Below are 23502 nucleotides of genomic sequence, written 5' to 3'. Positions count from 1 at the left end.
AATCAGGACGAGACCGACATCTTGGCGATTTCCGCCGCGCTGACCAGACCTTCGACGTTCCAGCATGCGTCCATGACACGGCGGATCATCGCTGTGGGAATGATGCCGTCCGCGAGGTCGGAGAACTTGGTCTCGAGCTGCTTGTCGGTCATCGGCACCTCAACGCTACCGATCGCATGCTCGATGTAGCGGTTGAGCTTGCGGCCGTCCTTGAGCACGATGGTGAGATCGACCTGCTCCGGCTTGATGCCCGGCGTGATGACCGGATTGACCTTGCCGCGCAGCGCAACGATGGTCGGATCGTTAACTGCACGATCACTGAACTGCTTTTCGCCGCCGGCGCCTTCGACGATCGCGACCGCAACCGAATGGTAAATGCTGAACTTGCCTTCGAGCCCTAGCTTAGGGGTCTTCTTGCCGGTCAGCTCCAGCACCAGCGGATGGATCTTGAGATCGACCCGCTCGATCTGGTCCGCGGTCAGCTTGTTCTCGTTGCGGAGCTGGATCGCCGCATCGATCGCCGGATGTATGACGATGCCGCAGGCAAACGGCTTGTAGGTGTTCAGCGCCGCCTCATACCGCTTGCCGAGGTCACCCAGGATCTCGTTGTAGTCCTGCTTGGTGCTGATCGTATTGGCCCAGCCGCGCTTGGCCTCGATCATCGCGTCGGACGAGGTAAAGTTCTTCGAGGCCAGGATCGCCGCGAAGATGCCGCTGGAGGCGGCGCGGCCCGGATTAAAGCTCTTGTTCATCGAGCCGAAGGATTCGCGCAGGCCCACCGGCTGCGATGCGGCCAGCCCAAGCGCCCATGTCATCTGCTGCTCGTTCAGCTTCAACAGCTTGCCGACGGCGGCAACCGAGCCGAACACGCCGGCGGTGCCGGTGATGTGCCAACCGACATCGTAGTGGTTCGGATAGACGGAGTTACCGATCCGGCACTCGGTCTCGACGCCGAGCACCAGCGCGTTCAGGAAGTCCTTGCCGGAGACCGGCTGCATTTCCGACAGCGCGAGGATGGCCGAGGCCACCGGGCCCGCGGGATGGATGATGGTCTTCAGATGGGTGTCGTCATAGTCGAAGATGTGGCTCGACACGCCGTTGATGAAGGCGGCGTTCATGATATCGAACCGCTCGCGCCGCCCGAACAACGAGGCCTGCTGCGGACCCGAGAACGGGCCGAGCGCTGAGACTGCGATATCGACCGTCTCGGTATGCGATCCGCCGATGGCGACGCCGACCCAGTTCAGCAGCGTGCGGACGCCCTCTTTCCGGACATTGGCCGGCAAATCGTCATAGCTCGCGGTGACGAGATAGTGCGCCAGCGCGCGCGTAACCTCCTTGGGCGGCGCGGCCGCGGGGGCTGCGGCCGGAGCTTGCGCAAACGCTGTGCTGGTGCCGACGGTGGCGAGCGGAAGCGCGGCCGCCGCCTGGAGCAGGGTCCTGCGATCAGTGTGCATAGACGGCCTCCTTGACCTTGATCGATACCAGTTGCGCCGCAAGGCGGACCGCGCTTTCGAGTGCGCCGGTCTTGGCGACGCCCGTGCCCACGATGTCGAACGCGGTGCCATGCGACGGCGTGGTGAAGACGGTCTCAAGCCCGGCGGTGACGGTGACGCCACGATTGAAGCCGCGCAGCTTGGTCGCGATCTGGCCCTGGTCGTGATACATTGCGACCACGCTGTCGAACTCACCCGCAAAGGCCCGCACATAGACGGTGTCGGCGGGATAAGGCCCGGTGCAGGCGATCCCGGTCTTCGCGGCGGCTTCCACGGTCGGGCGGATCATCTCGATCTCGTCACGGCCGAACAAGCCGCCCTCGCCGGCATGCGGATTGAGGGCCGCCACCGCGATGCGCGGTTTGGCAACGCCTGCTTTCCGCATCATGCGGTCAACCAGCTCGATCGAGTCGGTGATGCTCTCGGGGTTGATGCCGTCGAGCGCGTCGCGCAGCGACTGATGCCCGGTGACGCGCGACATCCACTGCCCGTCGAGCACGTTCATCTCGGAGAAATAGGTCTTGTGGCCGAGCAGGCTTGCGAACATCTTGTGCTCGTCGGGGAACTTCCAGCCGCCGTCGAACATCGCGCGCTTGTTGAGCGGCGCAAACGTGATGGCGTCAACCTCGCCGTCCTTGGAGAAATCGATCGCGCGCGACAGCGTCTCGCCGGTCAGCCGGCCGGATTCGGCGCTGGCCTTGCCGAGCGGGAATTTGGCGGGATCGGTGTTGCCGAGATCGACCAGCTGCACCGCGCCTCGGCCCCAATTGGCCGCCTTGGGGGAGGCGATCCGCTCGACCTTCAGCTTCACGCCGGCATGCGCCATGCCCATCTCGAGCACGCGGGCATCGCCGACCACGACGAGGCGGGCGACATCGGCGAGGCGGTCGTCCGATAGGATGCGCGCGACCTGTTCGGGGCCGATCCCGGTGCAATCGCCAGGAGTCAGCACGATGACGGGCAGTTCATTGGTGTTGGTAGCCATACTGGAAACCTTGGATCCTTACTTCGCTGCTTGGATTTGAGCGGCGGACTGAACCCAGTCCTCGCGGTTGAATTCCCCATCCCATTTCGCGACCACGATGGCGGCAACCGCATTGCCGATGGTGTTGGTGATGGCACGCGCCAGCGACATGAAGCGGTCAATGCCGAGCAGCAGCGCCAGGCCTTCCGCCGGCAACCCTGCAGCAATCACGGTCGCGGCGAGCGCGGCGAACGCACCGCCGGTGACGCCGGCCGCCCCCTTGCTGGTGAACAGCATCACCACGAACAGGCTGAGCTGCTGCGCCGCGCTAAGCTCGATGCCGTAGACCTGGGCGACGAACATCGTCGAGAGCGGCAGCGTCAGCGCGACGCCGTCGAGATTGAAGGAATAGCCGGAGGGAATGACGAGGCCTGCGACGGCGCGCCCGACGCCCGCCTTCGGCAGCTTCTCCATCATGCCGGGGATCGCCGTCTCCGACGAGGAGGTGCCGAGCACGACCAGCAGTTCGGTGCGCAGGAGGCGCAACAGATCCATCAGGCGAATGCCGGCCAGGCGGCAGATCGTGCCGAGGACAACGAAGATGAAGAACGCCATCATCGCCCAAGCCGTGCCGACCAGCAGCGCCAGCGCATAGAGCGTGGCGGCGCCGAACTTCGCGACCGTGAAGGCCATGGCGCCGAAGGCGCCGATCGGGGCAAGCGCCACGACGACATGCACGACGCTGAAGACAAGCTCGGTCACCCGCTCCAGGCCCGTCCGCAGCGGTCCGGCTTTCTCGCCGAGCAGCAACAGGCCGATGCCGCACAGCAGCGCGAGCACGAGCACCTGGAGCACGTCGCCAGCTGCGAACGCACCGACGAAGCTTTCGGGGATCATGTGCTGGATGTAGGCCGACAGCGAGCCGACATGAGCTTGCTGATAACGCGCGACCGTCTCGGCCTGCTGAGCGGTTGCATGCGCCACGCCCGCACCGGGCTGAACCCAGCGCACCACGACGAAGCTGAACAGCAGGCACAAGGTCGTCACCGCCTCGAAATAGACGAAGGCCTTGAGGCCGATGCGGCCCACCGCCTTCATGTCGCCGACCTGCGCGATGCCGGTGACCACGACCAGGAAGATCAGCGGCGCGATCGTCATCTTGATCAGCGAGATGAAGGCATCGCCGAGCGGCTTGAATTCAACCGCGACGGTCGGGAGCAGGAAACCGAACAACGCGCCGAGCGCAGCACCGGCAACCACCAGGACATATTGCTCACGCCAGAGCGGCTTGCGGCGACCTTCGGAAACCGGCCTCGAGATGGGCTCAGACAGCGGCGTTGCGGCGATCTGCAATTTACGTTCCTCCAACGGCATCGGTGCGCCATGCGAAGGTGGCGCTTTGTTCTTGTCTTACGATGCCGTTTACATTGGACCAGCGGTGTGTCAGGCGCTAATGCCGTATCGGTATGATTTGAGGACAAAACGTTATTATGGACCTGGTCTGGCTGGAGGACTTCCTTGCCATCGCCGACGAGGGCGGGTTCTCCCGCGCCGCCGAGCGACGGCACGTGACCCAGCCAGCGCTGAGCCGCCGCATCAAATCGCTCGAGGAGTGGCTGGGAACGCCGCTGTTCGAACGTTCGACCCATACGATCACCCTCACCGCAGCCGGCGAAAGCTTTCGTCCCGTCGCCGAGGACGTGCTGCGCCGGGTCCTGGTCGGACGGGAGGAAGCGCTCGAAGTGGCGCGGCTGAAAGCCGAGACCATCACCTTCGCCGCTACGCATTCACTGTCGCAGACCTTCTTTCCGGAATGGATCCGCAACTCTGACGGCGCGCGGGCCGGCACAGCCGTCCAGCTTGTCGCCTCGAATTTCGCCGGCTGCGAGAAGCTGCTGCTGGACGCACAGGCTCATTTCATGCTCGCGCACTATCATCCGTCGCTGGTGAGCCGCCTCGACATGGACCGCTTCCAGCGCATCGATCTCGCCACCGACGTTTTAATCCCGATCAGTGCGCCGGCTGCAAAGCCAGGCCGGGCTGGACGTAGCGGCAAGAAGGCACAGCCCCGCTACGCCCTGCCCGGCGCATCCGGAGCGCCGCTGCCCTATCTCGCCTACCACCCGGGTTCGGGCGTGGGCCGATTGGTCACATCGTTCCTGGCGACGAAGGATCCGGCAGCCTGGCTCGTCCCCGGCTTCGCTGCACCGGTCATGCTGCTGATCGACATGGCGCGCGAAGGCCGCGGCGTGACTTGGGCGCCGATGAGCCTCGTTCGCGCCGACCTCGACAGCGGCCGCCTGCTGCGTGCCGGCGGCGCCGAATGGGACATCCCGATCAGCGTCTCGCTGTTTCGCGCGCGGGCCCGCATGACGCGGGCGGCTGAGAATTTCTGGAATTCGGTGCGCAAGGGCCGGCCGGCCGGGAAATCGGCCGCGCCAGCGCCTCGATCGAGGTAGGAAGCGACCGGGGACTGCGACCCCTAGCATGGAACTTGCATAAATTCTGGGCGACATGGACGCCGCATGAACCTCATCAGTCTCGACATCCGCATGCTCCGGTCGCTGATCTCGGTGGTCGAGACCGGCAGCATCACCGAGACCGCACGCCGGCTGGGCCGCACCCAGCCGGCGATCACCCTGCAATTGCAGCGGCTGGAGGAGCTCACCGGCAAGCAATTGTTCGAGCATGCCGGCCGACGGTTGACGCTGACCGACGACGGGACCACGGTTCTCACCTACGCCAAATCCATCCTGCGGTTGCATGACGAGCTGATTTCGCAACTGGACTCCCAGGAAATCGAGGGCCAGGTCGTGCTCGGCACGCCCGATCTCTATGCCGCGTTCATGCTGCCCTCGATCCTCAGCGTGTTCCGAAAATCCTTTCCGCGCGTGCAGGTCGAGCTCAACTGCGCGCTCTCGACGCCGCTCGTCGGCCTGGTCAAGCGCGGCGACGTCGATATCGCGCTCGTCACCCGCATGAACGATTTCACCGGCGGCCAGGTGGTGCGGCGTGAGCAACTGGTCTGGATGACCGGCGAGCAGTCCGCTGCGCACCAGGAACGCCCGATCCCGCTGGCGCTATTGCCGCCCGGCAACATCTATCGCGACTACGCCATCGACACGCTGGAGCGCGCGAATTTGCGCTGGCGCATCGCCTGCGTCAGCGAAAGCGTCGGCGGCCTGCAGGCCGCGGCCTTCGCCGGCATGGCCGTGACCGTGCTCGGCCGCAGCGCGCTGGTGCCGGCGATGCGCGAGATCGGCCCGAACGAGGGCTTGCCACCGCTGCCGAAGATCGAGCTGCTGCTCTACAAATCGAGCGGCGCCACCTCGAAGGCGGCCACGGCGCTGCACGACTACCTCGCGCACTATCTGCGCCTCGACGAAGAGCTCAGCGGCCGCGGCGCGCCGATCGAGCTGTCGTAGCTTACGCTTTCTGGCGCAGCGCCAATTGCGGCCAGAATTTTGCCCAGGGCTGCGCCGCTTCGAACGCCGCGGCGATGCGGAAGATCGTGGGTTCATCGAGCCAGGGCGCGACGATCTGGAGGCCGATCGGCATTCCGTCGCGATCGAAGCCACAGGGCAGCGTCGCGGCCGGAAGGCCGGCGAGATTGATCGGCCAGGTGAAGGGGGACCAGCCGAGATGCGGATCGACCTCGCTGCCGTCGATCGTGTCGACGCCAATCCTGCCGGCCGCGAATGCAGTCACCGCGACGGTTGGCGTCACCAGCACATCCACGCGCTCGAACAGTTTGACGAAGGCACTGCGCGCCTGACCGCGGCGATAGCTCGCCTCGATATAGTCCGTGCCGCTGTAGCGACGGCCGGCACTGACGACATCGCGATAGTCGGCTTCGGAGCTGGCCAGATCGGCCGTGGTCTTGGTCGCGACCGCCGCCGCCTGCTCGGTGAACGCGATCGGCTTCAGCGTGTGCTCCAGAATGCCGGGATCGAGGCCCGGGCCGTCCATGGTGACCTGCGCGCCGCAGGAATCGAGAATGGCGAGTGCCTTGCCAAAGGCCGCGCACACGTCAGGGCTGACGGCGGCATAGCCGAGATCGGCGCTGGCGCCGATACGAATACCGTCCAGGCGCCCTGCGTCCGTATTGAAGCGACGCGCGGACACGGGAAGGCTTGCGGCATCGCGCAGATCGTAGCCCGCGATGATCTCCAGTGTCAGCGCGGCATCCGCGACCGTCCGCGTGATCGGTCCGGTGTGCGCAAGCGAGGCCCAGGACGGCGGCGAGAAGCCGGGCGAGCGCGGCACGAGGCCAAAGGTTGGCTTCAGCCCAAACACGCCGCAGAACGACGAGGGCACGCGGATCGAGCCGACGCCGTCGGTGCCGATCGCGATCGGGCCGCAGCCGGCGGCCACACCGGCGGCCGCGCCGCCGCTCGATCCGCCGCTGGTGCGGCCGGGATTCCAGGGATTGCGCGTGATGCCGGTGACCGGACTGTCGGCCGTGAGCTTGTAGCCGGACTCGCAGGTCGTGGTCTTGCAGGTGATGATCGCCCCTGATGCCTTCAGCGCCGACACCACGGCGGCATCCGCCTCGGGCACAAAGCTCTCGTTCATCGGCGAGCCGGCATAGGCCGGCACGCCTGCGACGAAGACGAGATCCTTGATCGTGACGGGCACGCCGGCGAGCGGCCCCTTGGCCTCGCCCGTACGCATCTCCTTGGTGACACGGTCGGCGTCCGCCCTCGCCTGCTCGTACATCGGCGTTACCACCGCGTTGCAGGCCTCATGCGTCGCCTCGAGCGCAGCGATGGCGTCGTCGATGACATCGCGCGGGGTGAACGCCTTGCGGCGGTAACCGGCCATGATCTCGGTTGCAGAAAGCGCGCCGAGGCCAGTCGGCGCCGGCGGGAAGGCCGTTCGGCCGGAACCATCAGTCATCATGAACCCTGAAAGCTAGCTGAGCGCCGCGTCGACGGCGCGCTTGGCCATGACCGTGACGAGATGCGCCCGGTAATCGGCTTCGGCATGGATGTCGGAGGTGAGACCGTCGGTATCGATCCTGATCGCCGCGACCGCGGACGGATCGAAATTCTCCGACAATGCCGCTTCCATCGGCGGCACGCGGAAAACGCCGGGACCCGCGCCGGTGACGGCGACGCGGACACCATCGGCGAATTTCGCGACGAACACGCCGACCAGCGCATAACGCGACGCCGGCGCCTTGAACTTTGCGTAGCCGGCCTTGATCGGCACCGGGAAGCGGATCGCCGTGATGATCTCGGCGGGTTCGAGCGCGGTCTCGAACAGACCGAGGAAGAACTTGTCCGCGGCGATCTCGCGCGTGCTGGTGAGAATGGTGGCACCGAGACCGAGCACGCCGGCCGGATAATCGGCCGCCGGATCGTTGTTCGCGACCGAACCGCCGATCGTGCCGCGGCTGCGCACGGCGGGATCACCGATCATGGAAGCCAATGCAGCAAGACCGGGGATTTTCGTCTGCACCAGTTTCGATGCAGCCACCACCGCATGCGGCATCATCGCGCCGATGGTGATGGTGGCGCCATCATCGGTGATGCCCTTGAGGTCTCCAAGCTTCGAAAGATCGACCAGCGCAGCAGGACTGGCCAGCCGCTGCTTCAGCGTCGGGATCAGCGTCATACCGCCGGCAACGAGCTTGCTATCCTCGATCGCGGTCAACAGTTTTGCCGCCTCGGGAATCTGGTCGGGCTGATGATAGGCAAACGATTTCATGGTTGTCCTCCCTATTCCGCAGCGACCGGCAGCGACGCGTTCTGGAGCAGGCGCCAGATCCGGTTCGGTGTCGCCGGCATGTCGACATGGGTGACGCCGAGATGCGACAGCGCATCGACCACCGCATTGATGACCGCAGCCGGCGAGCCGATGGTACCGACTTCGCCGCAGCCCTTCACGCCCATCGGCGTGTGCGTGCAGAGCGTGGAGTGGGTCGCGACCTTCATCATCGGCAGATGATCGGCCCGCGGCATGCAGTAGTCCATCAACGAACCCGACAGAAGCTGACCCGAGCCTTCGTCGTAGACCGCGTTCTCGAACAGCGCCTGGCCGACGCCCTGCACGATGCCGCCGTGCAGCTGGCCTTCGACGATCATCGGATTGATGACTGTGCCGACATCGTCGACCGCGGTGTAGTTCACGAGAGTCACCGTGCCGGTTTCCGGATCGACCTCGACCTCGGCGATGTGGCAGCCGCCGGGATAGGTGAAATTGACGGGATCGTAATAGGCCTGCTCCTCCAGCCCCGGCTCCAGCACTTCGAGCGGATAATTATGCGGCACGTAAGCCGCGCCCGCGATCTCCTCGAACGTCTTGGTGCGATCCGTGCCCGCGACCGAGAATTTTCCGGCTTCGAACTGGATATCCACTTCGGCAGCCTCGAGCAGATGCGCGGCGATCTTCTTGCCCTTTGCGACCACCTTGTCCGTCGCTTTCGACAGCGCCGCGCCGCCGACGACGAGGGAACGCGAGCCGTAGGTGCCCATGCCGAACTGCACGCGGTCGGTATCGCCGAACACGATGTCGACATTCTCGAAGGCGACGCCGAGCTTGTCCGAGACGATCTGCGCGAAGGTCGTCTCATGACCCTGGCCGTGATTGTGCGTGCCGATCATGACCGTCACCTGGCCGGTCGGATGCACGCGCACCGTGGCGCTCTCGTAAAGACCGCCGCGCGCGCCCAGCCGCCCCGCGAAGCGCGACGGTGCGAGGCCGCAGGCCTCGACATAGGTGGAGTAGCCGAGCCCGCGGAACTTGCCCTTGCGCGCCGATTCCGACTTGCGGATACCAAAGTTCTTGACGTCGGCGGCGAGCAGCGCACCGTCCAGGCAGCCCATCGGATCGCCGGAATCGTACTGCACGAGGACGGGCGTCTGATACGGATAGGCTTCCTTGGGAATCATGTTGCGGCGGCGGATTTCGACACGGTCGATGCCCATCTCGCTGGCGGCGACGTCGACGATGCGTTCCAGCACGAAGGTCGCTTCGGGGCGGCCCGCGCCACGATAGGCGTCGACCGGCACGGTGTTGGTGAAGACGACCTTCACGTTGCAGTAGATCGCGGGCGTGGTGTAGACGCCGCCGAGCAGCGGCCCATAAAGATTGGTCGGGATGTTCGGCCCGAAGGTCGAGAGATAGCCGCCCATATTGGCGAGCGTGTTGACGCGGAAGGCGAGGAATTTTCCGGTCTCGTCGAGCGCCAGTTCGGCCTCGGTGACGTGATCGCGGCCGTGACGGTCGGAGACGTAGCCCTCCGAGCGGCTCGCCACCCATTTGATCGGCCGCTTGACGCGCTTGGCGGCCCAGGTGATCACGGCCTCCTCGCCGTAGTGGAACTGCTTGACGCCAAAGCCGCCGCCGACGTCGGGTGCCACCACGCGCAGCTTGTGCTGGGGAATGTTGAGCACCAGCGCGCCCATCAGAAAGCGCACGACATGCGGGAACTGGCTGGTGGTCCACAGCGTGAAACGGTCCGTGCCGGGCTCGTATTCCGCGATCGCCGCGCGCGGCTCCATGGGGTTGCCGATCAGGCGGTTGTTGACGAGGCTCAGCTTTGCGACATGCGCGGCTCTGCGGAATGCGGTCTCGACCGCAGCCTTGTCGCCGAGCTCCCAGTCGCAGCAGATGTTGTTCGGCACGTCGTCGAACAATTGCGGTGCGCCGGGCCTGACAGCCTCGAGCACGCCGACCACCGAGGGCAGCACCTCGTAATCGATGGTCAAGAGCTCGGCCGCAGCATTGGCTTGCTCCGGCGTCTCGGCAATGACGAAGGCCACCATGTCGCCGACGAAGCGCACCTTGCCCTGCGCCAGCATCGGGAATGGCGGCTCCTTCATCGGCACGCCCTTGGCGTCGGTGATGCCCCAACCGCAAGGCAGCGAGCCGAGCTTGTCGGCCGCAACATCCTCGCCGGTCAGCACCGCGATGACGCCGGGCGAGGCCAGCGCCGCCCCCTTGTCGATGCCGCGCAACGCGGCATGGCCGTGCGGCGAGCGCACGAATACGCCCGCCGTCATGCCGGGGCGCTTGATGTCGGAGACGTAATTGCCGCGTCCGGTGAGAAAGCGCTGGTCCTCTTTGCGCTTCGGTGAGGCGCCGATCCCGATCACGTTGCCCATGGTCACTCTCCCTTGGCGGCGTTCATGGCGGCAGCACCAGCCATCACCGAGACGACGATGTTCTGGTAGCCGGTGCAGCGGCAGATATTGCCTTCGAGACCGTGGCGAACGTCGGCTTCCGTCAGGTCCGGCTTCTCGGTGGCCAGTGCGACCGCGGTCATCAGCATGCCCGGCGTACAGAAGCCGCATTGCAGGCCGTGATGCTCGCGGAACGCCTCCTGCATCGGATGCATCTGGTTCGAGCCGGGCGCGCCCTGCAGGCCTTCGATGGTGAGCAAGGTCGCGCCGTCGAGCGCGGGTGCCAGCAGCGTGCAGCTTTTCACGGGCAAGCCGTTGAGATGCACCACGCAGGCGCCGCATTGGCTGGTGTCGCAGCCGATATGGGTGCCCGTGAGATGGAGCTGCTCGCGCAGCAGCTCGGCGACGAGCGTCGCCGGCTCGACTTCGACAGTGGTGGGCCGGCTGTTGAGTGTAAAGGATATCTGCACGGTCATACTCCTGTGCGCGACGGGTCTTTAGGCGAGTGGCAGTGCGCTGCCGGTGACCCATGTGGCCATCACGACATCGCCGACGGTGAAGGGATCTGCGAAGAAGGTCTTTTCCGGCACGTAAGCCACGAACTCGTCGTCCGGCACGGTGTCGAGCATGACCTTGACGAAATAGCCCTGGTATTCGATCGCGAGCACCCGGCTCGGCAGCGACGTGGTGCAGCCGGGCGGCAACTCCCTGCCCGGCCGGACCAGCGCGACATCGTCGCGGCGCACGGCGATATCGACCTTGTCCCCGACGCTGACGGTCGGACGGGCCTGGAGCGGCACCTCGATGCCATCAGGCGCGGTCTGCGCCAGCGTGAAGCTCGCGCCGTTAACCTTTTCGACCCGCCCCGACAGCACGTTCTGCCCGCCCATGAACTCGGCGACGTAGCGGTCGTGCGGATGGGCGTAGACGTCGCGCGCTGCGCCCGCCTGCTTGATCTTGCCCTGCTCCATCACCACCACGAGGTCGGCAAGCGCGATCGCCTCGAGCTGGGTGTGGGTGACGTGAATGAAGGTGATGCCGAGCTCCCGCTGCATCCGCCTGAGCTCCTGACGCATCTGCACGCGAAGCTGCTCGTCCAGCGCGGACAGCGGCTCGTCGAGCAGCAGCACGCGCGGCTCGGTGATCGCCGCCCGCGCCAGCGCCACGCGCTGCTGCTGGCCACCGGAAAGCTGGGCCGGCAGGCGGTCGGCGAAACTCGTCAGGCGCACCTTCTCGATCATGGCATCGGCTGCCCGCAGGCGATCGCCCTTGGACATGCCGCGCACACGCAGCGCAAAGGCGATGTTCTCGCGTACCGTGAGGTGCGGGAAAAGCGCGTAGGATTGGAACATCATCGCGGTACGCCGCTGCACCGGCGCGAGACCGACGACATTCTGTCCACCTATCACGATCTCGCCCGCGGTCGGGTCTTCATGCCCGGCGATCATCCGCAAGATCGTGGTCTTGCCGCAACCGGAGGGACCGATGAAGCAGCAATAGGCGCCGTCGGCAATCTTGAGGTTGACGCCGTCGACCACGTAGGTCGCGCCGTCAAAGCTCTTGCAGACACCCGCCAGTTCGATATCGCCGCGATCTTTCTTCATTCCAAGCTCAACCCTTTACCCGGCTGCCGCGCTTCTTCTGGATCAGCACGATGCTGCCGAGGCTTGCGCCGATGACGATGAACGAGACGATGGTCGTCACCGTGCCGAGCGCGTAAAGCGAGGGCGAGGTAACGTTCAGCGTCATGCTCCAGATTTCCAGCGGCAGCGTATTCAGTGAACCGGCGGTCTGGAGGCTGCGCGCGAACTCGTCGTAGGACAGCGTGAAGCCGAACAGCGCGACCGCGACGAGGCCAGGCGCCAGCACCGGGATCATCACCAGCCGGATCGACTGCCAGCGGCTGGCCCCTAAGTCGTAGGCCGCCTCCTCCCAGACGTGGTTGAAGCGCGACATCACCGCGAACATCACGAGCACGCCGAACGGCAACGTCCAGGACAGCTGCGCACCGAGCGCCGAGGTGTACCAGCTCGCATTCAGCCCGAGCGCCTGAAACAGGAGCCCCGTGCCGAGGCCGAGCACGAGGCCCGGCGCGACCAGGCTGCCGATCATCATGTAGAAGACGACCGTGTCGCCGCGAAATCGCTTGCGAAAGCCGAGGCCGGCGAGGAAGGAGACTACCACCGTGACGACGGTGACGATGATCGCGAGCTTGATCGAGCGGTCGAACGAGCCTTGGACGTCGCCGGTCCGCACCTGCGTGAAGAGGTCGACGAACCAGTGCAGCGACTGGCCCTTCATCGGGAAGACGAGGCCGCCGCGGATATCCTGGAACGACAGGATGTAGATGCAGAACATCGGGCCGTAGAGCGCGATCACGTAGGAAGTGAACAGCGCCGCCAGCACGTAGAACGTCCAGGGACGTTGCCCGCTGCTCGGCGCGATCGCCTTGGTCGCCGCCGGCGCCGTTTTGGACGATTCAGTCTTGGGCATCCGGGCAGCCACGGCGCTCATCGCGTGATCTCCTGCCGGATGTCGACGGTGCGCAGGATCAGCGAAACGATCGCGACCAGCACCAGCGTCAGCAGCACGGCGCTCGCAGCCGCGGTCGGATATTGCAGCACGCCGACGTCCTCGTAGAACGCGCTCACGACCGAGGCCGAGCCGCCGCCGGACATCACCTTGACCACGAAGAAATCGCCCATCACGATCGAGACCACGAAGATGGTGCCGAGCGCGATGCCGCTCTTGGACATCGGCACCACGATCAGGCGCATGATGTCGAAGCGGCTGGCGCCGGCGTCGATTGCGGCCTCGATCAGCTTCTTGTCGATCCGCGCCATCGAATTGAAGATCGGCACGATCATGAAGATCGTGAGCTGGTGGACATAGGCGATGACCACCGCAAGGTCGGAGAACAGCAGCACTTCCAGCGGCTGGCGGATCACGCCGAGCGCCAGCAGCGCCTGGTTGATCAGGCCTTCCTTGCCGAGCAGCGGAATCCACGAGATCATCCGGATGATGTTCGAGGTCCAGAACGGCACCGTGCAGAGCAGGAACAGGCCGATCGCCAGCAACTGGTTACGGACGTGGAACACCAGGAAATACGCGACGAAGAAACCGATGATGAGCGTGAAGATCCAGGTCAGCACCGTGAACTTGATGGTCGCCAGATACAGTTTCAACGTCAGTGCCGAATGCAGCACCTCGACATAGCTTGCGAGCGTGAAGCCCGGCGTCAGTCCGCCAAAACCGTCGGTCGCGAAGAAGCTCGCCGCCAGCACGACCAGGATCGGCGCCACGAAGAACGGCACCAGCACCAGAACCAGCGGCGAGACATAGAGCCAGCCGGCCAGATTTGCGCGTGGTGGAGTTTGACTGGGTTGCATGTCGGCAAACGCCTTGAAGTCGATCTCGGTAGCCGGCGCGTCACCGCGCCGGCGCTTCGTTACGTCAGGGAAAGCAGGTTTCAGGCCACCTTGAAGTCGTTCCAGCGCTTGTTCATGTAGGCGGCCTCGTCCATCAGCGTGTTCCAGCACGAGATGTTCTTGACGCGATCGAGGAACGAGCCGCCGTCGCGCTTGGTGCCGGCCTTCTCCATCGGCACGCCGTAGGGATCGTTGATCACTGCAGGCGCCGGCTTGCCGTCGTACCAGAAGTCCCATTCGGCCGCGGTCAGGAATTTCTTCGCGGTCGACGGCACCGGGCTGTAATAGCCGTAGCGTCCGACGAAGCCGCCCTGCCAGCCCGACAGATACCAGTTGAGATATTCGTAGGCCGCGTCGAGCTTCTTGCCGGAGAGATGCTTCATCAGGCCCATGCCGTTGCACCAGCCGCGATAGCCTTCCTTGCCGTTCTTGACGTTGACAGGCGCGTAGACGCAGGGAATTTCCTTGACGCGGACTGCGGCGACCGCCGGCGACCACATCGACTGGATCACCACCTCGCCCGCCGCCATCAGCTGCACCGACTGGTCGAAGGTGGTCCAGGTCGCGCGGAACTGGCCCTGCTTCTTCAGCTCGATCAGCTTGTTGCAGGTGAAGTCGATCTCCTCCTTGGTCATGTTGCCCTTGTTGCCGTACTTGATCAGGCCCGCGCTTTCGAAGCAGAGTGCGGCGTCCATGATGCCGATCGCGGGCACGTCGAGGATCGCAGCCTTGCCCTTGAATTTCGGATCGATCAGGTCCTTCCACTCGGTCACTTCATGCCCGACGAGATCGGGGCGGTAGCCGATGGAGTCCGCGTTGTAGACCTGCGGCAGGAAGGTCGCCCATTCGGTGACGCCGTCGTGCAGGTCGGTCGAGTCGGGCTTGGAGATGTACATGGCCTCGTAGGGCGAGATGCCCTGGCGCGGGATCTTGTGGCCGTCGATCTCGCCCTTGGTGAAGATCGGCAGGATGTTGTCGAACTCCTTGATCTTCTTGACTTCGATGCCCTGGATCACGGCGCGCTTGGCGGCGAGCTTGGCCTGCCAACCCTCCAGATCGGCGATATCGACCGTATTAGGCTGGCTTATGAAGCGGTTGATGGCGGCGGAGGTGTCGAGGTTCTGCATCGTCACCTTGAAGCCGAGATCCTTGGCGGCCTGGTCGCCGATCGCCTTCACCACCGAATAGGAGACGCCGACATGGCGCAGCTCGATGTCCTTGATCTCCTGCGCCCAGATGGTCGGGAAGCCGCGGATCGCATCCGACCCGGCGGCAGCACCCGCAACAGCGGCCGCCCCCTTCAACAGCGTGCGCCGGCTCAGCTTTTTCGTCGATCCGACGTCCGCTTCGGTTTCCGTTCCCGTTGAAACGGAAGTGGATGTCCGCTTATCCCTGTCAAGCATGGCAACCCTCGTTGGTTACGATAAACGCCCGCACCGATCGCCATTGACCGGCTGCGATGTGATCAGTTGCGCGTGAGGCTAGGGGCGGGATTTTGCGAAGTAAAATTGGAAGTAAAAATTTGCGATATAAGGGGGGCTAATGGTTGGAGCGGCTGCATTTGCTTTTGGCAGCACGCATAAGAAGGCGTCAGGACGTGCATACAAGACGGCGAATTCGACGCGGCGGTCTTTTTCACGCAGCACGTGTGACAAGGCTTGCGCTGCTCGCTGCCGGAACATCGTGCACGGCGAACGCCGGCGCCGTGTCGATCGCACCTGCGGAGCTGCAAGCGATCGGTACCATCGATCCCCGCTTTCAGTCCTACAACATCGAGATGGTGGAAGTGACCGGCGGGCGTTTCTGGAAGCCTTATCCGCCGACGATGCGCGCGCCGGCCGGCAAGGACCGCTACAGCTACAGGCCTCCGATCGATCTTGGCAACACGCGTCTGCGCAAGCTCGCGGGGGCGTTGTCGCCGGCGTATCTGCGCGTGAGCGGCACCTGGGCCAATGCGACGTTCTTCGCGGACACCGAGGGTGCGCCGGCTGCGTCGCCACCTGGATTCGACGCGGTGCTAAGCCGCGCGCAGTGGCGCGGCGTCGTCGACTTCGCGCGCACAGTCGATGCGGAGATCGTCACCTCCTTTGCCATCAGCCCGGGCAGCCGCAATGCGGATGGCCTTTGGAGGCCGGATCAGGCGCAACGGCTGATCGAGTACACGCGCTCGCTGAGCGGCCACATCGCTGCCGCCGAATTCATGAACGAGCCGACGCTCGCGACGACGAGCGGAGCGCCGCGGGGATATGACGCGAAAGCCTATGTCCGCGATGTCGACATCTTTCGCGACTGGATACGGCGCGCGGCGCCGGAAACACTGATCGTCGGCCCGGGCTCGGTCGGCGATTCCACGTCCCCTTCTGCGTCAGATATTCGCACCCGCGATTTGCTCGCCAATTCCGGAACCGACGTCGATCGCTTCTCGTACCATCACTACAACACGATCTCGCCACGCTGCAGCGGCCGCGACGCGCCGGCACGCGCGCTGTCCGAAGAATGGCTCGCCCGCACCGATGCGACGCTGTCGATCTACCGCGGTCTGCGCGATGAATTCGCGCCGGGCAAGCCGATCTGGCTGACGGAAACCGCCGATGCCGCTTGCGGCGGCAACCGCTGGGACAAGACGTTTCTCGACAGCTTCCGCTATCTCGACCAGCTCGGACGCCTGGCACGCGCCGGGGTCCAGGTGGTGATGCACAACACGCTGGCGGCGAGCGACTACGGGCTGCTCGACACGAAGACGTTCCGTCCCCGACCGAACTATTGGGGCGCGCTGCTCTGGCATCGGCTGATGGGGACGACGGTACTCGACGCAAGCACGGCGGCGGCGTCCGACCTTCACGTCTACGCGCACTGTCACCCCGCGAAGCCCGGCGCCGTGACCATGCTCGCGATCAACATCTCGCACGGCGCATCGCACACGATCGCGTTGCGGCGTCCCGCCGAGCGCTACACCTTGCAGGCAAGACGGCAGCAAGATGCGACGGTGCGACTGAACGGCACGCCGCTCGCGCTGACCGGCAGTGATGAGCTGCCGCACCTCGCCGGGCGAGCGACGGCAGCCGGTGCGGTTCGCCTCGCGCCTGGGACCATCACCTTCCTCGTCGTCCCCGGCGCTGCGAACCCGGCGTGCCGATGACCGCGCTCAGGATCTGAGCGAATCCCGTGCCGTCTCCGGCGCCATCAGCGTTGCGACGATCGTGACGATCGACAGCGCGACGATATAGACCGAGACCGCCCAGTAAGAGCCGGCCCATGCGAGCAACGCGGTCGCAATCAGCGGCGAGAAGCCGCCGCTGAGCGCGGCCGCGACATTGGCGCCCAGCGACGCACCGCTGTAGCGCACCTGAGTGCGAAACAGTTCCGGCATGAACGCGGCCTTGGGCCCGAACAGCAGCGCATGCGTCAGTGTCATCGTGACGACGAGCGCGAACGTGATCATGGCCGGCTCCCTGGTGTCGAGGAACCAGAACAGCGGAAACGCCAGCGCCACTGAGAACACGCCGCCGGCGAGATACAGCGCCTTGCGTCCGAAGATATCGGAGAGCCAGCCCGCAAGCGGCAGCGTCGCGAACTCGACAATCGCGGCATAGACCACGGCATTCAGGATGACCTGGCGCGGCAGGCCGAGCTTCGTCGTGGCATAGACCACGGTGAAGACGGTGAGGAGGTAGGCGAGCCCGACCTCCGAGACCGTGATGCCGATCGCGAGCAGAAAGCTGCGCCAGTCGCGCCGCAGCACCTCCCACACCGGCTGCGCCAGCACCTCCTTGCGTTCGACCACCTCCTTGAAGTGCGGCGTCTCCGCAAGCTTGAGCCGCACGATGAAACCGATGCCAACGAGCAGGATGCTGATCAGGAATGGCACGCGCCAGCCCCAGCTCAGGAAGTCCGCCTCGGGCAACTGCGTCATCAGGCCGAAGATGCCGGTGGAGGCGGCAACGCCGACGGGAAAGCCGATCTGCACCAGGCTGCCGTAGAAACCGCGGCGGTTGCCGGAGTGCTCGATCACCATCACCACCGCCCCGCTCCATTCGCCGCCGAGACCGATACCCTGGACGAAGCGCAGGATGATGAGCAGGATCGGGGCCCACACACCGATCTGGCTGTAGGTCGGCAGGCAGCCGATCAGGAAGGTGCCGAGTCCCATCGCGATCATGGTCGCGACCAGCATGGTCTTGCGGCCGAGCCGGTCACCGTAATGCCCGATGATCGCGCCGCCGATCGGCCGCGCCACGAAACCGACCGCATAGGTCGAGAATGCCGCGAGCGTGCCGACGAAGGGATCGAAGCTCGGAAAGAACAGCTTGTTCAGCACCAGTGCGGCCGCGGTGCCGTAGATCAGGAAGTCGTACCACTCGATCGCGGTGCCGAGCGCGCTCGCCCACACCACATGCGCCGTCGTCGATCTCTCCGTCGCTGCGGAGACCCCCGTTGCTGCCGCCATGCCATGCCCCAAAGATTCCAAAGGACATCATGGCCAATCGCGACGACGGTTGCAATCTGTGGAGGTGTTGTCTCTCACAGGATATCGACGCGAGATTTGCCCGCCGCTGCTTCAACACCCGTCATTGCGAGCGCAGCGAAGCAATCCAGATTTTCTCCGCGGAAGCAGTCTGGATTGCTTCGTCGCAAGGGCTCCTCGCAATGACGGGGTGTTGAAGCAGTTGCGCGCAAGTTTCGGCAACGTATTCCCGACGGCTATGGAACCGATCCGATCCTTATTCGCCATTGACAAACTAGTTTGCTAATATCTAATTTACCGCCAGAACAACCGGCCGCGCCAAGCGGCCCCATAACGAGAGGGAACGACAATGAGAGGCTATTTGGCCTGCGCCATGCTCGCGGCCATGACTTCGGCTGCCATGACCACGGTCGCAACCGCGCAAGTCTCCGACGACGCCGTGCGGATCGGCGTACTGACGGACCTGTCGAGCTGGGGCCGCGACAACAGCGGGCCGGGCTCGGTCGAGGCCGCGAAAATGGCGGTCGAGGAATTCGGGCCGACCGTGCTCGGCAAGCCGATCGAGATCATCAGCGCCGACCATCAGATGAAGACCGACGTCGGCGTGCAGATCGTGCGCGGCTGGTTCGACAACGGCAAGGTCGATGCCGTCGTCGACATCCCCAATTCCGGCATCGCGATCGCCGTGCACAACATGGTGCGCGAACGCAACAAGATCGCCCTGCTCTCCGGTCCCGGCGCGAGCTCGCTGACGGACGAGCTGTGCAGCCCGAACACGGTGCATTTCACCTATGACACCTACGCGCTGTCGAAGGTGACCGCGTCCGCCGTGATCAAGGAAGGCGGAAAGTCCTGGTACTTCATCACCGCCGACTACGCCTTCGGCCAGCAGCTCGAGAAGGACGCCACGCGCTTCATCAACGAGATGGGCGGCAAGGTGCTTGGCGGCGTGAAGCACCCGACCAACACAGCCGACTTCTCCTCCTTCGCACTCCAGGCACAGAGCTCGAAATCCGACGTCGTCGCCTTCGCCAATGCCGGGCAGGACACCGACAACGCCATCAAGCAGTCCGGCGAGTTCGGCCTGGTCCAGGGCGGCCAGAAGCTGGTCGGCCTCCTGATGTTCGACACCGACGTGCATGCAATCGGGCTGAAGGCCGCGCAGGGCACCTACATGACCACGGCTGCGTACTGGAACATGGACGAGGCCACCCGCGCCTGGTCCAAAAAATTCTACGAGCGCACCAAGGTGATGCCGACCATGATCCACACCGGCGTCTACGGCTCGGTGCTGCATTACCTGAAAGGCATCAAGGCCGCCGGCACCGACGATCCCGCCAAGGTGATGGCCAAGATGCGCGAGCTGCCGATCGAGGATATCTTCGTCCATGGCGGCAAGTTGCGCGAGGACGGCCGCGTCATCCGCGACATGTATCTCGCCAAGGTGAAGTCGCCCGAGCAGTCCAAGGAACCCTGGGATTATCTGGAGATCATCAAGACGGTGAAGGGCGAGGACGCCTTTCGTCCGGTCTCCGAATCCAAATGTCCGCTGCTGAAGAAATGAGGCTAGCGATGACCAGCGACGAGCATGGCGCAATTGAGACTTACGAGTGCGACGTGCTCGTGGCCGGATCGGGCTGCTCCGGCATGTCGGCCGCGATCACCGCGCGCCATCGCGGCCTCGACGTGCTGATCGTCGAGAAGGAGCCGCGTTTCGGTGGCACCACCGCCCGCTCCGGCGGCTGGCTCTGGATCCCCGGCACCTCGCTGGCGAAGGCCTATGGCATCGAGGAGACCCCGGAGCAGGCCCGCACCTACCTGCGCCACGAAGCCGGCAACAATTTCGATGCCGCGCGCGTCGATGCGTTCCTGAGCGCCGGCCCTGAAGCTGTCGACTTCTTCACAAGCAAGACCGCGCTGCGCTTCGATATGCCGCTGGTGTTTCCGGACTATCACGCCGAAGCGCCCGGCGGCGCGCAGGGCGGCCGCTCGATGGTCACGCGCCCGTTCGACGGCCGCGAGCTCGGCGAGCAGATCAAGACGCTCGGCATGCCGCTGCCGGAGCTGACCGTGTTCGGCATGATGCTGGGTTCCGGCAAGGAGATCATCCATTTCATGCGCGTGACGAAGTCGCTGACCTCGGCGATCTATGTCGCAAAGCGCCTGTCTCGCCATTTGATGGATGTCCTGCGTTACGGCCGCGGCATGACGTTGACCAACGGCAATGCGCTGGCCGGCCGCCTCGCGAAATCCGCGCAGGACCTGAAGATTCCGATGTGGCTGTCCTCGCCGGTGCGTGAGCTGACGGTCGAGAACGGTGCGGTGACCGGCGCGATCGTATCGCGCGAGGGACAGGAGGTGCGCATCCGCGCACGGCAGGGCGTCGTGCTCGCCTGCGGTGGCTTCCCGCATGACGTCGAGCGCCGCAAGAAGATGTTTCCGCATGCGCCGACCGGCCATGAGCATTTTTCACCAGGTCCCACCGGCAACACCGGCGACGGCCTGCGCCTTGCCGAAAGTGCCGGCGGACATGTCGAGGGCCGCCTGCCGAATGCGGCGGCCTGGGTGCCGGTGTCGCTGACCACGCGCAAGGACGGCTCGAAGGGCGTGATGCCGCACTTCATCGACCGCGCCAAGCCAGGCGTGATCGCAGTGATGCGCGACGGCAAGCGCTTTGCCAATGAAGGCAATTCCTATCACGACTTCGTCCAGGCCATGATCAAGGCCGCAAAACCCGGCGAGGAGATCGCGGCGTACCTGGTCTGCGATCATCCAACGCTGCGCAAATATGGCCTCGGCTGCGTGCCGCCGTTCCCGATGCCGCTGGGTCATCACCTCAATACCGGCTATCTCATGCGTGGCGACACGCTGGAGGCGCTGGCGGCGAAGGCCGGCATCGACGCGAAGGCGTTCGCCGAGACGGTCAAGCAATTCAATGCGACCGCGCCGCTGGGCCATGACGCTGCCTTCGGCAAGGGCTCGAAGGCTTATAACCGATATCAGGGCGACGCCATGCACGGCCCCAATCCTTGCGTGGCCCCGATCGAGAACGGCCCGTTCTACGCCATCAAGATGGTGATCGGCGATCTCGGCACCTATGCCGGCATCGTCACCGACGAGAACGCACGGGCGCTGGACGCCGAAGGCCGGGTCATCCCCGGCCTCTATGCCGCCGGCAACGACATGGCGAGCATCATGGGCGGCAACTATCCTGGCGCCGGCATCACGCTTGGGCCGGCGCTGACCTTCGGCTACATTGCCGGCCGTCATCTCGCCGACAGCGCCGCCAAGCGCGACGCGGCGTAAGCATCCGCCAGGAGGCGCATGAAGAGAGAAAGCCGCGGCATCCAGTCGATCGAGGTCGGCGGAGAATTGCTCCGGGCGCTTGCCCGCAGCGGCGAGCCGATGATGCTGCGCGATCTCGCGCGCGAGGCCGGCATGACGCCGGCCAAGGCGCATCCCTATCTCGCCAGTTTCTCGCGTATCGGGCTGATCGAGCAGGACGAAACCACCGGCCGCTACGAGATCGGCGCGCTGGCACTGGAGCTCGGCCTCATCAGCCTGCGCCGGCTCTCCGGCGTGCGCATCGCCGGACCGAAGATCGCGGCGCTTGCAAGCCAGATCGGCCATGCGGTCTCGCTGGCCGTCTGGGGCACGCATGGTCCGACCGTGGTGCAGTTGGAGGAGCCCGGCCAGCCGGTGCACATCGTGATGCGCGCCGGCTCGGTGATGGCGCTGCTGGAGACCGCCACCGGCCGCGCGTTTGCCGCCTTCCTGCCGGAGAAGACGATCAATGCCGCGCTCGAAAGCGGTCTCGACCGTCACGGCGTCGGTTACAATCCGAAGCGGGCGGTGAAAGGCGCGAAGGTCGCCGACATGCTCGCTGAAGTCCGCAAGCACGGCCTCGCCCGCGCGCTCGGCGATCCCCTGCCCGGCGTCAATGCTTTCTCGGCACCGGTGTTCGATCATTCCGGCCATGTCGCGCTGGTCATCACCGCGATGGGACCGGAAGGCACGTTCGATGCGCGCTGGGACAGCCCGATCGCGCACGCCTTGCGCGACTGCGCCGGCGGCATTTCGAAGCGGCTCGGCTACGGCATGACGATCGCGGCGGAGTGAGGACGGTTCTGCCGTCATGGCCGGGCTTGTCCCGGCCATGACGACTGAGGGTTGGGCGCGAGCTTGCCTTTTCTGCAGCTACCTCTCCTTCACCGGCACCGTGTAGTTCAGGATCAGCCGGCCGCCGTCCGGATAGATGGTCTGTCCCGTGATGTAGGACGCATCGTCGCTGGCAAGGAACGCCACGACGGAGGCGACCTCGCTCGGTTCGCCGCCGCGGCCCGCTGGCGTGCGCGACATCACGGTCTTGCGGGCATCCTCCGAGGTGTAGATCGAGGACGCCACCATGTCGGTCAGGATCGTGCCAGGCCCAACCGCGACGACGCGGATGCTGTGCGGAGCGAGCGCGACGGCGGCGACCGACGTCAGCTGCTTCATGCCGCCCTTGGACATCGCGTAGGTCGCAAGCGCCGGGATTGCCAGCAGCGCGTTCACCGACGACATGTTGATGATGACCCCGCCGCCACCTTGCGCGATCATCTGCTTGGCTGCCGCCTGCACGCCGAAGAACGCGCCTTTCAGATTGATGCCGATGACTTCGTCGAACTCCGCTTCGGAAATCTCGAGGATGTCCCGATTGCGGGCGACGCCGGCATTGTTGACCATGATGTCGAGCCGGCCGAATTCCTTCACGGCGGTTGCGACAAGCTGATCCACGTCAGTGCGCTTGGCGACATTGCCGACCACGGTGCGCAGCGCGTCCGGCCGCCCAAGCTCGGCGGCCGTCGCGGCGAGGCCCTCGGCATCGACGTCCGAGATGACGACCTTGACGCCGTCGTCCAGGAATCTCTTCGCGCAGGCCTTGCCGATGCCGCGCGCCGCGCCGGTGATGGCGGCGACCTTGCCGGATAGTTTCATAGTCTCACTCCAGGATAGCTGCTTGAGCAGCGAGCTATCCCGG

The 23502-nt window shown here is 65.0% G+C and carries 19 protein-coding genes; 6 read left to right on the top strand and 13 right to left on the bottom strand.

The window, feature by feature from the left end:
* Window positions 1–2: 2 nt before the first annotated feature.
* The 3 genes from AC1RUR_RS01440 to AC1RUR_RS01430 are packed head-to-tail and all read right to left on the bottom strand — an operon-like array spanning window position 3 to window position 3813.
* Complete coding sequence (locus AC1RUR_RS01440) at window positions 3–1457, bottom strand: MmgE/PrpD family protein (protein ID WP_492840606.1); 1455 nt, start codon at window positions 1455–1457, stop codon at window positions 3–5.
* Window positions 1447–2481 (bottom strand): PdxA family dehydrogenase, encoded by a 1035-nt coding sequence (locus tag AC1RUR_RS01435; protein ID WP_492840605.1) that lies wholly within the window; start codon window positions 2479–2481, stop codon window positions 1447–1449. Before AC1RUR_RS01435 ends, AC1RUR_RS01440 begins: the two co-directional genes overlap by 11 nt.
* Before the next feature lie 18 nt (window positions 2482–2499).
* Window positions 2500–3813: a cation:dicarboxylate symporter family transporter gene (locus AC1RUR_RS01430; RefSeq protein ID WP_492829633.1), complete on the bottom strand. Its 1314-nt coding sequence runs from the start codon at window positions 3811–3813 to the stop codon at window positions 2500–2502.
* 137 nt (window positions 3814–3950) lie between these two features.
* Here AC1RUR_RS01430 and AC1RUR_RS01425 point away from each other — a divergent pair, with 137 nt between their 5' ends.
* Window positions 3951–4919 (top strand): LysR family transcriptional regulator, encoded by a 969-nt coding sequence (locus tag AC1RUR_RS01425; RefSeq protein WP_492840603.1) that lies wholly within the window; start codon window positions 3951–3953, stop codon window positions 4917–4919.
* 66 nt (window positions 4920–4985) lie between these two features.
* Entirely contained in the window at window positions 4986–5885 is a 900-nt protein-coding gene (locus AC1RUR_RS01420) for a LysR substrate-binding domain-containing protein (protein WP_492829629.1), read from the top strand.
* A gap of 1 nt (window position 5886) precedes the next feature.
* Here the strand turns inward: AC1RUR_RS01420 and AC1RUR_RS01415 are convergent, their stop codons facing one another.
* The 8 genes from AC1RUR_RS01415 to AC1RUR_RS01380 form a co-directional block, all read right to left on the bottom strand.
* Entirely contained in the window at window positions 5887–7359 is a 1473-nt protein-coding gene (locus AC1RUR_RS01415; RefSeq protein WP_492840601.1) for an amidase, read from the bottom strand.
* A gap of 15 nt (window positions 7360–7374) precedes the next feature.
* A complete protein-coding gene (locus AC1RUR_RS01410; RefSeq protein WP_492840599.1) occupies window positions 7375–8172 on the bottom strand; it encodes an FAD binding domain-containing protein in 798 nt (265 codons plus the stop codon).
* Between the two features lie 11 nt (window positions 8173–8183).
* A complete protein-coding gene (locus AC1RUR_RS01405; protein ID WP_492840597.1) occupies window positions 8184–10571 on the bottom strand; it encodes a xanthine dehydrogenase family protein molybdopterin-binding subunit in 2388 nt (795 codons plus the stop codon).
* Between the two features lie 2 nt (window positions 10572–10573).
* The gene (locus AC1RUR_RS01400; protein ID WP_492840595.1) at window positions 10574–11065 is read right to left on the bottom strand and encodes a (2Fe-2S)-binding protein; all 492 of its coding nucleotides are present in this window, start codon (window positions 11063–11065) and stop codon (window positions 10574–10576) included.
* A 21-nt stretch (window positions 11066–11086) separates the two neighbouring features.
* On the bottom strand, window positions 11087–12193 hold the full coding sequence (locus tag AC1RUR_RS01395; protein WP_492840593.1) for an ABC transporter ATP-binding protein: 1107 nt from the start codon (window positions 12191–12193) through the stop codon (window positions 11087–11089).
* A 7-nt stretch (window positions 12194–12200) separates the two neighbouring features.
* Window positions 12201–13103, bottom strand: a complete 903-nt coding sequence (locus tag AC1RUR_RS01390; protein ID WP_492840592.1) for an ABC transporter permease — start codon at window positions 13101–13103, stop codon at window positions 12201–12203.
* Entirely contained in the window at window positions 13100–13978 is an 879-nt protein-coding gene (locus AC1RUR_RS01385) for an ABC transporter permease (protein WP_492840590.1), read from the bottom strand. The genes AC1RUR_RS01390 and AC1RUR_RS01385 overlap by 4 nt, the downstream gene beginning before the upstream one ends.
* Before the next feature lie 80 nt (window positions 13979–14058).
* Window positions 14059–15420, bottom strand: coding sequence for an ABC transporter substrate-binding protein (locus AC1RUR_RS01380; RefSeq protein ID WP_492840588.1), 1362 nt, complete (start codon window positions 15418–15420; stop codon window positions 14059–14061).
* Between the two features lie 143 nt (window positions 15421–15563).
* Between AC1RUR_RS01380 and AC1RUR_RS01375 the strand changes: the two genes are divergently transcribed.
* The gene (locus tag AC1RUR_RS01375) at window positions 15564–17156 is read left to right on the top strand and encodes a glycosyl hydrolase family 79 N-terminal domain-containing protein (RefSeq protein WP_492840586.1); all 1593 of its coding nucleotides are present in this window, start codon (window positions 15564–15566) and stop codon (window positions 17154–17156) included.
* Window positions 17157–17162: 6 nt separating this feature from the next.
* On the opposite strand, the gene AC1RUR_RS01370 is transcribed toward AC1RUR_RS01375, so the two are convergent.
* Window positions 17163–18464 carry an MFS transporter gene (locus AC1RUR_RS01370; RefSeq protein WP_492840584.1) on the bottom strand — a complete coding sequence of 434 codons (1302 nt, stop codon included), beginning with the start codon at window positions 18462–18464 and terminating at the stop codon, window positions 17163–17165.
* Between the two features lie 367 nt (window positions 18465–18831).
* Between AC1RUR_RS01370 and AC1RUR_RS01365 the strand changes: the two genes are divergently transcribed.
* Genes AC1RUR_RS01365 through AC1RUR_RS01355 form a run of 3 tightly spaced genes read left to right on the top strand, consistent with a single transcriptional unit; the run spans window position 18832 to window position 22601 of the window.
* Window positions 18832–20046 carry an ABC transporter substrate-binding protein gene (locus AC1RUR_RS01365; RefSeq protein WP_492840582.1) on the top strand — a complete coding sequence of 405 codons (1215 nt, stop codon included), beginning with the start codon at window positions 18832–18834 and terminating at the stop codon, window positions 20044–20046.
* Between the two features lie 8 nt (window positions 20047–20054).
* Window positions 20055–21788: an FAD-dependent oxidoreductase gene (locus AC1RUR_RS01360; protein WP_492840580.1), complete on the top strand. Its 1734-nt coding sequence runs from the start codon at window positions 20055–20057 to the stop codon at window positions 21786–21788.
* A gap of 18 nt (window positions 21789–21806) precedes the next feature.
* A complete protein-coding gene (locus AC1RUR_RS01355; protein ID WP_492840578.1) occupies window positions 21807–22601 on the top strand; it encodes an IclR family transcriptional regulator in 795 nt (264 codons plus the stop codon).
* 78 nt (window positions 22602–22679) lie between these two features.
* Here AC1RUR_RS01355 and AC1RUR_RS01350 read toward each other — a convergent pair whose 3' ends face one another.
* Window positions 22680–23459: an SDR family NAD(P)-dependent oxidoreductase gene (locus AC1RUR_RS01350; RefSeq protein ID WP_492840577.1), complete on the bottom strand. Its 780-nt coding sequence runs from the start codon at window positions 23457–23459 to the stop codon at window positions 22680–22682.
* Between the last annotated feature and the right edge of the window lie 43 nt (window positions 23460–23502).

Source organism: Bradyrhizobium sp. GW821-FHT12B03 (assembly GCF_058807535.1).
Note: the sequence above shows the minus strand (reverse complement) of the source record. Positions and strands in the feature narration are given on the sequence as shown.